Source organism: Kitasatospora sp. NPDC056273 (assembly GCF_042268845.1).
In the GTDB taxonomy this organism is placed as follows: Bacteria; Actinomycetota; Actinomycetes; order Streptomycetales; family Streptomycetaceae; genus Kitasatospora.
In genome coordinates, this window is the sequence record NZ_JBHJSJ010000008.1 from 27,557 (window position 1) to 41,636 (window position 14,080).

Here is a 14,080-nt window from a genome sequence, read left to right on the forward strand (position 1 = left end):
TTGGGGGGGGGGCCCCCCCCTTGGGTGGCGGTTTGGGGGGTGGCGGGGGGGGGGGCGGCACTCCCCGGGCGCGGGGGGGGGGGGGGCCCCCGGGAGGGGGGGGGCCTGGGCCCCCCGCTGCCCCCGGGGTGAGGAACGGAGGAGGAGAAGAAGAACGAGTCTGACGGGAGCAGGCCCGGCGGCTGCACGGCTCGGCAGCCTCCGGCCTCCCCGCGGGACCACGGGCACCCACCCGGCCGTACGAGCCGATGGCCGGGGTGGGCCCGCCGTCCCGACGAACCCCCGGCCGGGGCCGACAAGCCCCACGGGCGGGTGCGAGGCCTCCCATGGCCTGTGCCCTGCCCCGGGCAAGGCACAGGCCATGGCACGGCACGGGCACGGGCGCGGACCGGCAGAGAGGACGGGGCGCCACCGCTCGGGGTACGAGGTGGGTGGGTGGGTTGTGGGTGCGGTGGACGGTGGACGGTGGGTGGTGGGTGGGGTGGGGGGAGGGGCCCCGGGGAAGAGGGAAGCGAGCAGCATCACAACACTGCGCAGGAAGTCGGCCGAGCCGACTTCCTGCGCAGCAACCACCTGCCCCCACCCCCCACCCTCCCCGGACCAAGCCGCCCAACTCCCCGCAAAGGGAGGCCACTCTCCGCCCCGCCCCACGGAATTCCGAGGGGCACGCAGCAGGGAGCGGGCACAATGGCGTAGAGATGGTCGGCCGTCCGGAACCGGGGGGCCAGGGAATGGAGGCCCGGGGTGAGCGATCTTCCGCGCAAGGCAGTGACCCGCACGGCACGGCTCGCCGCCCTGCCGCTGGGGATAGCCGGTCGCGCCACGCTCGGCCTGGGCAAGCGGATCGGCGGCCGCTCCGCCGAGGTGGTCACCGCCGAGCTCCAACAGGCCACCGCGGACCAGCTGTTCAAGGTCCTCGGCGAACTCAAGGGCGGGGCGATGAAGTTCGGGCAGGTGCTGTCCGTCTTCGAGGCCGCGCTGCCCGAGGAGGTCGCCGGGCCGTACCGGGCGGCGCTCACCAAGCTCCAGGACGCCGCTCCCCCGATGCCCGACGCCAAGGTGCACACCGCGCTCGCCCAGCGGCTCGGTGACGACTGGCGCGGGCTGTTCCGGGAGTTCGACGACCGGCCCGCGGCCGCCGCCTCGATCGGCCAGGTGCACAAGGCGGTCTGGCACGACGGCCGCACGGTCGCCGTCAAGGTGCAGTACCCGGGCGCGGGGGACGCGCTGCTCGCGGACCTCTCGCAGCTGAGCCGGGTGGCCTGGCTGCTGGGCCCGCTGATCCCCGGGCTGGACATCAAGCCGCTGATCACCGAGCTGCGCGAGCGCGTCTCGGAGGAGCTGGACTACGAGCTGGAGGCGCAGGCCCAGCGCCGCCACGCCGAGGAGTTCACGGACGACCCGGACATCGTGGTGCCGGGCGTGGTGGCCCAGGCCGACCAGGTGCTGGTCACCGAGTGGATGGGCGGCACCCCGCTGGCCGAGGTGATCGCGGGCGGCACCCAGGAGGAGCGCGACCGTGCCGGGCAGCTGCTGGCCCGGTTCCTGTTCGCCGGCCCGTCCCGGACCGGCCTGCTGCACGCGGACCCGCACCCGGGCAACTTCCGGCTGCTGAAGGACGACGGCCCGGTGTCGGGCTGGCGGCTGGGCGTGCTGGACTTCGGCACGGTGGACCGCCTGCCCGGCGGGCTGCCGGCCCCGATCGGGGCCTCGCTGCGGATGGCGCTGGCCGGGGACGCGGCGGGCGTGCTCCGGATGCTGCGCGAGGAGGGCTTCGTGAAGCCCTCGGTCCGGCTGGACCCGGACGCGGTGCTGGACTACCTGCTGCCGATCATCGAGCCGGCCGCGGTGGAGAACTTCCACTTCACCCGGACCTGGATGCGGGCCCAGGCGGCCCGGATCGCCGACCCGCGCTCGCCCGCCTACAACCTGGGCAAGCAGCTGAACCTGCCGCCCGCGTACCTGCTGATCCACCGGGTGACGCTGAGCACCATCGGGGTGCTCTGCCAGCTGGGCGCCAAGGCGCCGTTCCGCGCGGAGATGCTGGAGTGGCTGCCCGATTTCGCCGGGCGGCCGTCGGCAGAGCGCGCGGAACCCGCCAACCCCGCCAACCCCGCCACCCCCGCGAAGCCCGTGAAGCCCGCCAGGACCGCCGAACCCGCCCGGGTCCGCAAGGACTGACCCCCACACCGCGACAACGGCCGCAGGCCGCTCCCCCGATGACGGGGAGCGGCCTGCGGCACGACGGGGGTGGTTCAAGGTCCGACGGCGAACCGGCGGCCGGCCGTGGACCGGAGCCGGCGGGGGCCTGTCGAGGACGGGCCCTCCGGGCCGGCGGGGCCCTTCTTCAGCGCTGTATCAGCGCTACATCAGCGCGACGGCGAGCGCCTTGCGGGCGCGCATCGAGGCCCGCTCGGCCCGCTGCCTGAGCTTGCGGGCCCGGGCGACCCGGCTGACGAGCCGTTGGTTCTCGGCCTCGTGCAGCCTGTCTTGCATATGGGCACGGGCCAGGGATTCGTGGAGGAGTTGCATCTCGAGGATCCTGTTCTGGGTCTGACGTTCGGTGGCCTGCTCGGCGCGGGCGGTGGGATCGACGGCGGCGGGGTTCATGTCGTGGTCCTGCTCGTGGTGCTTGCTCGGGGACGTGATGCGGGCTGCGGCGTCGGCCTTGGCGGCGGCGATCCGCACGGATCGGCGGAGGGCGCTGTCCAGCGGGGGCTGCTCTCCCCGGCGGACGACCCTGGCCTCGTGGGCGGGGTTCATGCCATGACCTCGGTCTTGCGCGGACGGCCACGGGGACGCTTGCGCGCCACCACGACGCCCTGGACGAACAGCTCGCCACCCCAGACGCCCCACGGCTCGCGCCGCTCCAGGGCGCCGGCCAGGCAGGCCTCCTTCACCGGGCAGGTGCCGCAGAGCGACTTCGCGTACTCGACGTCGGCCGGCGTCTCCGCGAAGAAGACCTCGGGGTCGAAGGCGCGGCAGGGGATGGGGAGACCGAGGGACTCGGCCTGCTCGATCGAGCTGAGCTGCATGGAAGGAACCTCCGGGGGGTCGGCCTGGTCGGCCTTGGTGATCTGGCTTGTCGGCGGTACGGACGGGGTGGGCGGTGTGATGACCGTGGACACTGTGGGCGTCTTCCTCGTCTTTTCTCAGTGGTTCCGGCCCAGGTGACTGGTGGTGCTGGGCCGGAGGCCCCGGAGGGCCTGGGTGGTCTTGCGTACCGGACAAAACAGAAGGGCCGCGGATCCCGGTGTGACGGGTTCCGCGGCCCTGGAGGTGCCGACCTGAGGCTGGCTCAGGTTCGTTCTCTCCAGGGTTCAGGGCCGCGGAAGGCCTGCATCCGGATGGCCTCGGCGCCCGTGAAGGCGGCCATGGCCTGGTTAATCTGCTGCTCGTTCTGCTTCTGGGCGTTTCCGGCACCGACGACCTGCGCATAGCCGCCATGCATGGCGGCGGCTACTGCTGCCTTCGGTGCCTGGGTCGGTCGCTCGTCGCGCAGGGAGCACGACGTACCGAACGACGCCCAGTCACGGGACAGACCGGTCTCGACAAAGGTGCCTTCGAAGCTCCTGCCGCCCGTGAGGCACAGATCAGTGTGTCCAAGACCACTGACAACGGGAGCGGAGACACCGGTGGTGTCGAGACCCAGACCGGTTCCACCGAGCTCGGCGAGCGCCCGCAGACGGGCGGCACGCAGGGAGGCAGCGACAACGGTCTGGCCAGTCATTTTGGTGATCATGATGTTTCCCACTGTCTTCGCCTCCTCTCGGCGTCTCGCGGAGCCTGGTCTCCCTGGCTCCGAATGTTCGGATGTCTGTCTCGGTAAAGCTCTCGGGCGAGGGGCATCGGCACAGGTTTCACCCCGTGCGACCGCGTCCCCTTGACCGCTCCGGCAGGCTATTGCGCTCCCGGTACGCGGCGCAAACTATTTTTCACGCGAGTTCTTCGGCACGTCACACGACGGGTTCCGAAACCCTCGGAGCGGCCCCTGGGACCGCGCTCGGACCTGCTCAGGCCTGATCGGCCGGACCGCCGTCCTCGACGTCGTCCGGATCCTCCTCGGGCTCCTCCCCCGCACACAACGAGAGCACGGCGGCCCCGTACTTGTCCAGCTTCATCGCGCCGACCCCGGAGATGGCCGCCAGCTCACCGCGGCCGGCGGGCACGTCCTCGGCGATCGCCATCAGCGTGGCGTCGGTGAACACCACGTAGGCCGGCGCGCCCTGCTTCTTCGCCTGCCGGGCCCGCCACTCGCGCAGCCGCTCGTACAGCCCCTCGTCCATCGTGGACGGGCAGCTCTCGCAGCGGCGCAGCTTGCGCTCGACGGCCTCGGTGAGCACCTTGTCGCAGACCCGGCACTTGACCGGTCCGCGGGCCCGCCGCCCGGCGGAGCGCTCGCCGGGCTCGACGCCCCCCCGCCCGCCGCGCGCGCCGGTGCGCGCGCCCGGGGCGGCGGAGCCGGGGCGCAGCCCGTCCAGGAAGCGGGTCGGCTTGCGGCTGGCCCGGCCGCCCGGGGAGCGGGAGAGCGCCCAGGAGAGGCTGAGGTGCTTGCGGGCCCGGGTGACGCCGACGTAGAGGAGGCGGCGTTCCTCCTCGACCTGCTCGTCGGTCTTGGCGTAGATGATCGGCAGGGTGCCCTCGGTGAGGCCGACGAGGAAGACGGCGTCCCATTCGAGGCCCTTGGCGGCGTGCAGCGAGGCGAGCGTGACGCCCTCGACGGCCGGGGCGTGCTGGGCCGCGGCCCGGGCGTCCAGCTCGGCGACGTAGGCGGCGAGGTCGGTGGTCTGGCCGGCCGCGGTGCGGGTGCGCTCGAACTCCTCGGCCAGCCGGACCAGGGCGGCCAGCGACTCCCAGCGGTCCCGGACGGCGCCGGAGCCGGCCGGGGGCTCGGCGGTGAAGCCGCGGGTGGCCAGGACCGCGCGGACCTGGCCGGCCAGGTCGGGGGCGTCGTCGGTGAGCGGGTCGGAGGCGGCCCGGGCGGCGCCGCGCAGCAGCACGCCGGCGTCCCGGACCTCGGGGCGCTCGAAGAACCGTTCCGCGCCCTTGAGCTGGTAGGGCACGCCGAGGTCGGCGAGGGCCTGCTCGTAGACCTCGGACTGGCCGTTGGTGCGGAACAGCACGGCGATCTCGCTGGCGCGCACCCCGGCGGCGAGCAGGTCCTTGATCCGGCGGCCGGTGGTCTCGGCCTCGGTGGGCTCGTCCTCGTACTCGGTGTAGACCGGCTCGGGGCCGGCCTCGCGCTGGGAGACGAGCTCCAGGCGGTGCCGGGCGGCCTCGCCGCGCGCCTGGGCGAGCAGTCCGTTGGCGAGGTGGACGACCTGGGGGGTGGAGCGGTAGTCGCGGACCAGCTTGACCACCGTCGCCTCGGGGTGCCGGGTGCGGAAGTTGAGCAGGTAGTCGGGGGTGGCGCCGGTGAAGGAGTAGATGGTCTGGCTGGCGTCGCCGACGACGCAGAGGCTGGCGCCGCCGTCGGGGCCGGTCCACCGGTCGAGCAGGCGCTGCTGGAGCGGGGAGACGTCCTGGTACTCGTCGACGGTGAAGTGCCGGTACTGGGAGCGGACCTGGTCGGCGATGTCCGGGCGGTCCTCCAGGATGGCGGCGGTGAGCAGCAGGACGTCCTCGAAGTCCATGCTGCCGCGGCGGCTCTTGGCCTCCTCGTAGACGCGGTAGACCTGGGCGGTCTCGGCCGGGTCGCGGGGGGCCTCGCGGCCGGACTTGGCGACGGCCGCGGGGTAGTCCTCGGGGGCGATCTGGGTGACCTTGGCCCATTCGATCTCGGCGGTGAGGTCGCGCAGTTCGGTGCGCTGGACGCGCAGGCCGCAGCGGCCGGCGGCCTCGGCGACGAGCTGGACCTTGCGTTCCAGGAGCTGGGGGACGGGCCCGCCGACGGCGCGCGGCCAGAAGTACTGGAGCTGGCGCAGCGCGGCGGCGTGGAAGGTGCGGGCCTGGACGCCGTCGGCGCCGAGCTGGCGCAGCCGGCCGCGCATCTCGCCGGCGGCGCGGGCGGTGAAGGTGACGGCGAGGACCTGCTGGGGGTGGTAGACGCCGCTGCGCACGCCGTAGGCGATCCGGTGGGTGATGGCGCGGGTCTTGCCGGTGCCGGCGCCGGCCAGGACGCAGACGGGACCGTGCAGGGCGGTGGCGACGGCGCGCTGCTCGGGGTCGAGCCCGGCGAGCACCGCGTCCGGGCCCGTGTCGGCACCGGGGTCGGCCCAGGGGGAGCCGTGGGGGCCGTCGTAGGGGCTGCCGCTCAAGAGGTCTTCCTGCATGCGTTCCATCCTCTCAGCCCGGGGGGACATCGCGGACGGGGTTGTCCACAGGCCCGGTGCGATCGCAGGATGATCACTCCGCGCGACGGTCGACGGCGCTCCGGAATGTCCGCCGCCCGGTGGGCGTTCCTGCCGGTGACCGTACGCCCCCCTCTTTCGAAGGAGCCCCCTCGATGTCCGGCACCGTGACGATGTACAGCACGACCTGGTGTGGGTACTGCAACCGACTCAAGAGCCAGCTGGACCGTGAAGGCATCGGCTACACCGAGATCAACATCGAGGAGGACCCGGCGTCGGCGTCCTTCGTCGAGTCGGTGAACAACGGGAACCAGACCGTCCCGACGGTGCTGGTGACGCCGGTGGGCGGCGGCGAGCGGGTCGTGATGACCAACCCGAGCCTGCTGCAGGTCAAGAAGGCCCTGGCGTCCTGACCCCACCGGGTCCACACCCGCCGGGCGCGAACCCGCCGGGCCCGGGCCCGACCGGCCCCGACCCGGGCCCCGCGGGCCCGGGCCGCCGGGGCCGGCGCGCGCCTCACGGCGCGTCGGCCCGGGCCGGGTCGACGGGCGCGGCGGGCGCGGGCAGGGTGGTGCGGGCGCCGAGGTCGCCGACGCCGTAGACGAGCCGGCTGCGGTCGGCCGAGTAGCGGGTCTCGATGACCCGCACCGGCCCGCGCCGGTCGTAGGTGACGCGGGTCTGCACCATCAGCGGCACGCCGGGGCCGCCCTGGAACCACTGGGCCTCCTCGGGGCCCGGCATCCGCGCGACCAGGTGGTCCACCGCGCCGATCTCGGTGCGTCCGAGGGTGGCGAGCACCGCCTCGTCGCCGCCCTCGACGGGGTCGGGCTCCATCAGCGGGGTGCCGGCGGCGAGGCCGGCCCGGTAGTGGCTCTCCTCGATGGAGTACGGCTCGCGGTCGAGCAGCCGCAGCTGGCGGCGGACCACGATGGCCTCGCCGGGGCGCAGCCCGAGCCGTTCGGCGATGTCCACCCGGGCCCGGACGATCATCATCTCGAAGTCGGTGCCGAGTTCCCGCCCGGCTTCGGCGGCCTCGCCGAGGTAGACGTCGGAGGGCGCGGCGAGGCAGTCGCGCGGCGCGGGGGTCAGGCCGGGACCGTAGGCGCGGTGGTCCAGGACGGGGTGTTCGCGCAGGTACGTGCCCTTGCCCTGGAGGCGGACCAGGCGGCCCTCGTTGACCAGGACGTCGACGGCGAGCCGGACGGTGTTGCGGGCGACGCCGTACTGGCGCTCCAGTTCGCTCTCGACCGGCAGGGCGGCGTCGGCGGTGAACTCGCCCTCGGCGATCCGGCGGCGCAGGTCGGCGGCGAGGCGCTGGTATTTGGGGGATTGGGCGGTGCCCCGGGGGATTGTCACCCTCGTGAATGTAGCGAGCGCGGTGAGCCGGTATCAGCCGTTTCCGGCAATATCGTCCGAGCGGGTTGAATGCGCCCCCGCGCCGACCCCTCCCGGTAGCAGAACTGGCCCGTCCGGATACGAACAGCTGGTCGTGGTGAATTCGGGAAGGGGTTGGAGAGAAAAAGGGGGGCGCATGGAATTGACCACGCGCCCCCCTTTCGTCCTGGATTACCAGCGCGCCGCCGAGGGCAGCGGCTCCCCGTACCAGAGCTCGACCAGGTGCCGGGCGATCGAGATGCCGGACGGCGGCAGGATCTCGCCCGCCTCCATCCCGGCGCGCAGCTCCTCGCGGGAGAACCAGCGCGCCTCGGCCAGCTCCTCGCCGTCCACGGTGATCTCGGTGCCGCCGGGCAGCGCCCGGCCCAGGAAGCCGAGCATCAGGCTGGACGGGAACGGCCAGGGCTGGCTGGCCACGTAGCGCACCTCGCCGACCTTGACGCCCGCCTCCTCGTGCACCTCGCGGGCCACCGCCTGCTCGATCGACTCCCCCGGCTCGACGAAGCCGGCCAGCGTCGACCAGCGGCCCTCCGGCCACAGCGCCTGGCGGCCGAGCAGGCAGCGGTCCTGCTCGTCGGTGATCACCATGATCACCGCCGGGTCGGTGCGCGGGTAGTGCTCGGCCGCGCAGGAGGTGCAGCGCCGCACGTGCCCGGCGCCGGCCTTCTCGGTCGGGTGCCCGCAGCGCGAGCAGAAGCTGTGCAGCCGGTGCCAGTGCTCCAGCGCCACGGCGTGCACCAGCAGCCCGGCGTCCCGGTCGGACAGCAGCCCGCCGACCTCGCGCAGCCCGGCCGGCCGGGCGTCGCCGTCCAGCCGCCCGGGCAGGCTCTCGCCGGCCAGCGCGAAGTACGAGACGCCGTCCTGGTCGGTGCCGAGGAAGTACCGGTCGCCGGTCTGCGGGGCCTCGAAGGAGGGCATCAGCACGAGTTCGGTGCCCTGCGCGGTGTCGACCACGAACGCCTCGCCGCCGGCGATCGGCAGGACCCGGGTGTTCGGGTGGCTCCAGGCGGCCGCCAGCCAGGGCTCGTCGAGGCGGTGCTCGGCCGCCCGGTCCACCCCGGACCGGGCCAGGGCCAGGGGCAACGGGCGCTCGGTCTCAGGCACGGTGCTCACGTCTGTTCCATCCCCACGTGGTGAATCATCCGGATGAGTGATCTGGCTGCCATGGTGCGCGCGGTGGGCGTCATGCCCCCGGCCGGAAGTTCTCGGCCAGGTCGCCCCAGAGGTACGCGGCCGTCTCCACGCCCTTGGCCAGCAGGTCCAGCTCGACCTTCTCGTTGACCGAGTGCCAGCCGTCCGAGGGCACCGAGATGCCGAGGAACAGCACCGGCGCGCCCAGCGCGTCCTGGAGGTCGGCGGCCGGGCCGGAGCCGCCCTCGCGGGTGAAGAGGATCTTCTGCTCGAAGGCCCGCCCCATCGCCCGGACGGTGGACTGGAGCGCCGGGTGGTCCAGCGGGGTCAGGCAGGGCCGGGTCGCGCCGGGGAAGACCAGCTCGTACCGGACGCCCTCGGGCACCCGCCCGGCCACCCAGTCCCGCACCGCCTCGCGGACCTGCTCCACCTCCTGCCCGGCGACCAGCCGGAAGGACAGCTTGAGGTGCGCCGAGGCGGGGACGATGGTCTTGCCGCCGGGGCCGGTGTAGCCGCCCCAGATGCCGTTGACCTCGGCGGTCGGGCGGGCCCAGATCCGCTCCAGGGTGGAGTAGCCGGCCTCGCCGCGGGTGCCGTACGACTTGGCGACCCGCAGCCACTGCTCCTCGTCGAAGGGCAGCTCGGCGAACAGCTCGCGCTCGGTCTCGGTCAGCTCGACGACGCCGTCGTAGAAGCCCGGGATCGCGACCCTGCGGTCGGCGTCGTGCAGGGCGGCGGCCAGCTCGGCCGCGACCTGGGCCGGGTTGGGGACGGCCCCGCCGAAGGAGCCGGAGTGGATGTCGGTGTCCGGCCCGTACAGGTCGATCTGGGCGTCGGCCAGGCCGCGCATGCCGGTGCAGACGGTCGGCGTGGTCGCGGACCACATGCCGGTGTCCGAGATGACGACCACGTCGGCGGCCAGCCGCCCGGCCTCGCGCCGGACCAGGTCGGCGAAGTTCGGCGAGCCGGACTCCTCCTCGCCCTCGATCAGCAGCTTGAGGTTGACGGCCGGCGCGGTGCGGCCGGTGGCGGCCAGGTGGGCGCGCACCCCCAGGGTGTGGAAGAACACCTGGCCCTTGTCGTCGGCGGCGCCGCGCGCGTACAGCCGGCCGTCGACCACGGTCGGGGTGAACGGCTCGGTGTCCCAGCCGTCCTCCCGGGCCGCGGGCTGCACGTCGTGGTGCCCGTAGACCAGGACGGTCGGCGCGGACGGGTCCCCGGAAGGCCACTCGGCGAACACCGCCGGCAGTCCGTCGGTCTCCCACACCTCGGCGACCGGGAAGCCGGTCTCCCCCAGCTTGGCGGCCAGCCACTCGGCCGAGCGCCGCACCTCGCCGGCCCGGGCCGGGTCGGCGGAGACGGAGGGGATGGCCAGCCACTCGGAGAGGTCGGCGAGGAACGTGGCCTGGTGCTGGTCGATGTAGGAGCGGACGACGCTGTCCGGGGTTCTCGTCATACCGACGACTGTAGTTCGCCCGTGCGGGTGCCCGCCCCGGCCGTCCGGCTGCCGGGCGTTCCCGGCTCTGTAACATGCGTCACCCCCGCCGCGACAGGGGTGCGCGACGGGGGTGACGGACGGGTGCGCCGGGCTCAGCCCGAGCGGCGCAGCAGGGTGATCCGCGAGCGGGTCATCACGGCGGCCAGGCCGGCCGCGAGCAGCGGCAGCAGCACCACGGTGGCGGCGATGGTGGGCCACGGGAAGACCACGATCGCCTTGTTGGCCAGCTCGGCGGCGCTCATCCCGGGGTAGCCGCCCGTCGCGGCCTCGACCTTGCGCAGCGCCACCCCCGGCACCACGCCGCAGACCGCGCCGAGTAGGGCGCCCATGGCGGCGATCACCCCGCACTGGAAGCCGGACAGCGAGCGCCGGATGCGGGGTTCGGCGCCGACCGCCGCGAGGGTGGTCAGGTCGCGCTGGGAGTCGGCGGCGGCCAGTCCGGTGGCGATGCCGGCCGCGCCGAGGGCGACGATGGCGGCGAAGACGTTCAGGCCGAGCTGGACCAGTCCGGCCCGGGACTCGTAGCCGCGTTCGATCTTGAGCATCGTGTGGTCGGTGAGCTTGGCCATCGCGCCGTCGGCCTTCTGCTGGGCGCCGTCGGAGGGCATCGCGGCGGGCAGCCAGACCGAGCCGGCCGGAGCGGTGGCGAAGCCGAGCCGGGCCGCGGTGGCCGGGCTGACCACGGCCTGGCCCGGGGCCGGCACCGAGGAGTCGACGAGGACGGCGTCCACGGCGATCTCGGTGGTGACCGGCTTCTCCCGGGAGTTGCCGCTCGAATCGGGGTGGACCGGCAGGGTGTACTGGAGGGCGAGCTTGCCGTCCTTGAGGTACCGGGGGTCGAAGACCACGGCCTTGCCGGCCGCGAGGGCCTGGCCGGCCCCCTGGTCGGTGACGCCGTAGAGGTTGCGCAGCAGGGTGGCGTCGCCGGCGACCAGCGCGGTGTACGGGGTGCTGCGGCGGTTGTCCGACTTGCAGCGCGGGTCCGTCCCCATGATCCGGTAGTGCTCCGCGGGGTCGAGCTCGTTGGTCGGGTCGAGGGCGGGGCAGCGGTCCGCCTTGGGCACCTCGACCCTGATGTAGCCGCAGAAGCTGCCGTCGGGGCAGTTGCCCTTGGGCTCGACGCGCTGGACGTCGGCGCGCTGGCCGAGGTCGGGGATGCTGCGTTCGACGGCCTCGCGCGCCTGCGGCAGCAGCTTGCTGTCGGCGTCGGTCATCCAGCCGCTGCCGAGCATGACGGCCTTGGAGGGCCCGGAGGCGACGTAGTCGCGCCGGTTCTGCTCCTCGTAGCTGGCCATGTAGACGCTGACCGCGACGGAGCCGGCGACGGCGGCCATCACGGCGGCCACGGCGGGCGCGGTGCGGCCGCGGTGGCGCACCGAGTCGCGCAGGGCGAGCCGGGGGCCGAGCGAGAGCCAGCGGCCGAGCCGGCCGAAGAGCCCGACCAGGTAGGGCGTCAGGACGACCATGCCGAGCTCCGCGACGACCGAGCCGCCGAGGACGGCGACGCTGCGGTTGCCGATGCCGCTGGTCGCGCCGAACAGGGCGAGGGCGGCGCCGCCGCCGAGCATCAGCAGACCGAGGACGGCGAGCTTGCGGCTCGGCGGCTTGAGCGTGTCGCGGCCGGTCAGCGCGGCGACGACGTCCTGGCGGGAGGCCTGGACGGCGGGCACGACGGCGGCCAGCAGGCCGGTGACGAGGCCGACCAGGAGGATGCCGAGCAGGTCGAGCGGCTGCAGGTTGAAGTGGCCGAAGCGCTTGCCGGAGTAGTCCTCGGCGCTGGTGCGCAGCAGGGCGACCAGGCCGACGCCCAGGCCGAGGCCGACCAGGGCGCCGGTGACGCCGAGGACGATGCCGCCGCCGAGCACGACCGAGCGGACGTTGGCGCGTTCACCGCCGGCCGCGGCCAGCAGCCCGAGCTGCCGCCGCGAGCGCCGTGCGCCGACGGCGAAGGCGGGGCCCGCGAGGAGGACGATCTCCAGCAGGGCCATGCCGACGACGGTGGCGAGGATGACGACGTCGGTCCGGTTGAGGTAGGAGGTCTCCTCGCCGCCGCGCGACTTCTGCTCGACGTAGTAGGGGACGTCGGCGCGGGCCGGCGGGTCGAGCAGGACGGCGCGGGAGGTCACGGTGAAGCCGTACTCGTTGACCTCCTTGACCTTGTTCCAGTCGAGCGCGGCCCCGGCCGGGAGCTTGACGAGCCAGCGGGAGGTCTCGGTGCCGGCCTCGCGGGCGTTGTCCGTCCTGGTGGTCTTGGCGAGCCGCTCCAGCAGGGTGCCGGGGCGGGCGGTCAGTTCGGTGGCCCGCAGCTCACCGGGGTACTCGTAGACACCGCTGATGGTGAAGGGGGTGGACTCCAGGCCGCGGACGGCGGTCTTGTCGCCGACCTTGAGGCCGGAGCGCTTGAGGAAGTCCGTGGTGACGGCGGCCTCGGTGTCGGCGGCCGGGGCGCGGCCCTGGACCAGGTTCACCCGGCCCCGCCAGACCGGGTCGGTCAGGTCGGCCTCGCCGACCCGGGTGCTGAGCAGGCCCTGGGCGCTGCTCGCGGCGGTGTACGGGCCCGAGAGCTCCGGCACCAGGACGGCGCCGGCCGGGAGCAGCTGGCGGGCCAGCTCGGCGGGGGCGGTGTCCAGGGAGCGCCGCTGGACGGGGGTGTACGCGGGGGCTTCGCCCTCCTTGGCGTCGTCCTTGGGGTCCTTGACGGTGAAGCCCTTGTCGGGGTCCGGCGCCTGCTTGACGGTGGAGCCGGCTTGGACCACGCTCAGCTCGCCGGCGGCCTGGCCGATGAGCCGCGCCACCTGTTCGGTGGGCGTGAGCTCGGCGCTGCGGAAGACGACGTCGGCGCCGGTGACGCCGAGGACGGGCAGGGCGACCATCGCGATGACGAGGGCGCTGCGGCCCTTGGCGCGCAGGGCGTCGCGGCGGGCTATGCGCAGGGCGACCCGCCAGGCGCTGAGCTTCACTCGTCCACCTTCAGGCTGTTGCCGGCGGCGGTGACGAGCAGGCTGGCGGCGTCCTGGCTGACGGACTCGTCGACCATCCGGCCGTCGCGCAGGAAGACGACCCGGTCGGCCCAGGCGGCGTGCCGGGCCTCGTGGGTGACCATCATGGCGGCGGCGCCGGCGTCGCAGCGGGCGCGCAGGACGGCGAGCACGGCTTCGCCGGTGGTGGAGTCGAGGGCGCCGGTGGGCTCGTCGGCGAGGACGAGGCGGCGGTCGCCGATCAGGGCGCGGGCGATGGCGACGCGCTGCTGCTGGCCGCCGGACATGTCGTCGGGGAACCGGTCGGCGAGCTCGGGGATGCCGAGCTCCTCCAGGGCGACGAGGGCCTCGCGGCGGGCGGCGCGGGTGGACAGCCCGTCGAGTTCGCGCGGCAGCGAGATGTTCTCGGCGGCGGTGAGCGCCGGGATCAGGTTGTAGTCCTGGAAGACGTAGCCGACGGAGCGGCGGCGGACCTGGGCGAGCTTCTTGCGGTTGAGGCCGCCGAGGGCGACGCCCTCGACCAGGACCTGGCCGCCGCTCGGGGTGTCCAGGCCGCCGGCCAGGGTGAGCAGGGTCGACTTGCCGGACCCGGAGGGGCCCATGACGGCGACGAACTCGCCGGGGTGGACCTTGAGGTCGACGCCGCGCAGGGCCTGGACCTCGGCGGCGCCGTGGCCGTGGACCCGGGTGACGTTCTCCAGGTGGAGCACCGGCATCTGCCGGGCCTCTTGGGTGTGGGACACGAATTCCCCCCTTGTGCTGGGTGTGGGCTCGGAGTCGGGCCGAGC

At 74.0% G+C, this 14,080-nt stretch carries 11 protein-coding genes; 2 read left to right on the top strand and 9 right to left on the bottom strand.

All coding sequences use genetic code 11. From position 1 onward, the window contains the following. The first annotated feature begins 744 nt into the window (after positions 1 to 744). Complete coding sequence (locus ACFCY1_RS09815; RefSeq protein WP_375874121.1) at positions 745 to 2,181, top strand: ABC1 kinase family protein; 1,437 nt, start codon at positions 745 to 747, stop codon at positions 2,179 to 2,181. 183 nt (positions 2,182 to 2,364) lie between these two features. Here ACFCY1_RS09815 and ACFCY1_RS09820 read toward each other — a convergent pair whose 3' ends face one another. The 4 genes from ACFCY1_RS09820 to ACFCY1_RS09835 form a co-directional block, all read right to left on the bottom strand. Beyond that, positions 2,365 to 2,763: a hypothetical protein gene (locus tag ACFCY1_RS09820; protein WP_063780373.1), complete on the bottom strand. Its 399-nt coding sequence runs from the start codon at positions 2,761 to 2,763 to the stop codon at positions 2,365 to 2,367. Further along, a complete protein-coding gene (locus ACFCY1_RS09825) occupies positions 2,760 to 3,128 on the bottom strand; it encodes a WhiB family transcriptional regulator (protein WP_369808359.1) in 369 nt (122 codons plus the stop codon). Before ACFCY1_RS09825 ends, ACFCY1_RS09820 begins: the two co-directional genes overlap by 4 nt. A 170-nt stretch (positions 3,129 to 3,298) precedes the next feature. Then, complete coding sequence (locus tag ACFCY1_RS09830) at positions 3,299 to 3,742, bottom strand: hypothetical protein (protein WP_375874122.1); 444 nt, start codon at positions 3,740 to 3,742, stop codon at positions 3,299 to 3,301. 271 nt (positions 3,743 to 4,013) lie between these two features. Beyond that, positions 4,014 to 6,182 (bottom strand): ATP-dependent DNA helicase UvrD2, encoded by a 2,169-nt coding sequence (locus ACFCY1_RS09835; protein WP_259316914.1) that lies wholly within the window; start codon positions 6,180 to 6,182, stop codon positions 4,014 to 4,016. Positions 6,183 to 6,445: 263 nt separating this feature from the next. Between ACFCY1_RS09835 and ACFCY1_RS09840 the strand changes: the two genes are divergently transcribed. Then, positions 6,446 to 6,703, top strand: coding sequence for a mycoredoxin (locus tag ACFCY1_RS09840; RefSeq protein WP_049660517.1), 258 nt, complete (start codon positions 6,446 to 6,448; stop codon positions 6,701 to 6,703). A 103-nt stretch (positions 6,704 to 6,806) separates the two neighbouring features. On the opposite strand, the gene ACFCY1_RS09845 is transcribed toward ACFCY1_RS09840, so the two are convergent. From ACFCY1_RS09845 to ACFCY1_RS09865, 5 genes are all read right to left on the bottom strand, one after another. Continuing rightward, positions 6,807 to 7,646: a GntR family transcriptional regulator gene (locus tag ACFCY1_RS09845; RefSeq protein WP_074001394.1), complete on the bottom strand. Its 840-nt coding sequence runs from the start codon at positions 7,644 to 7,646 to the stop codon at positions 6,807 to 6,809. A 210-nt stretch (positions 7,647 to 7,856) separates the two neighbouring features. After that, a complete protein-coding gene (gene nudC / locus ACFCY1_RS09850; RefSeq protein ID WP_049656848.1) occupies positions 7,857 to 8,798 on the bottom strand; it encodes an NAD(+) diphosphatase in 942 nt (313 codons plus the stop codon). A gap of 70 nt (positions 8,799 to 8,868) precedes the next feature. Continuing rightward, positions 8,869 to 10,272: a dipeptidase gene (locus ACFCY1_RS09855; RefSeq protein ID WP_375874123.1), complete on the bottom strand. Its 1,404-nt coding sequence runs from the start codon at positions 10,270 to 10,272 to the stop codon at positions 8,869 to 8,871. A gap of 134 nt (positions 10,273 to 10,406) precedes the next feature. Continuing rightward, the gene (locus ACFCY1_RS09860; protein WP_375874124.1) at positions 10,407 to 13,274 is read right to left on the bottom strand and encodes an FtsX-like permease family protein; all 2,868 of its coding nucleotides are present in this window, start codon (positions 13,272 to 13,274) and stop codon (positions 10,407 to 10,409) included. Beyond that, entirely contained in the window at positions 13,271 to 14,008 is a 738-nt protein-coding gene (locus tag ACFCY1_RS09865; protein WP_375874192.1) for an ABC transporter ATP-binding protein, read from the bottom strand. The genes ACFCY1_RS09860 and ACFCY1_RS09865 overlap by 4 nt, the downstream gene beginning before the upstream one ends. Positions 14,009 to 14,080: the final 72 nt, after the last annotated feature.

Coding starts and splice junctions, on each gene's coding strand:
- ACFCY1_RS09820 (WP_063780373.1), bottom strand. CDS start 2,763: ATGAACCCCGCCCACGAGGCCAGGGTCGTCCGCCGGGGAGAGCAGCCC.
- ACFCY1_RS09830 (WP_375874122.1), bottom strand. CDS start 3,742: ATGATCACCAAAATGACTGGCCAGACCGTTGTCGCTGCCTCCCTGCGT.
- ACFCY1_RS09865 (WP_375874192.1), bottom strand. CDS start 14,008: ATGCCGGTGCTCCACCTGGAGAACGTCACCCGGGTCCACGGCCACGGC.
- ACFCY1_RS09840 (WP_049660517.1), top strand. CDS start 6,446: ATGTCCGGCACCGTGACGATGTACAGCACGACCTGGTGTGGGTACTGC.
- ACFCY1_RS09855 (WP_375874123.1), bottom strand. CDS start 10,272: ATGACGAGAACCCCGGACAGCGTCGTCCGCTCCTACATCGACCAGCAC.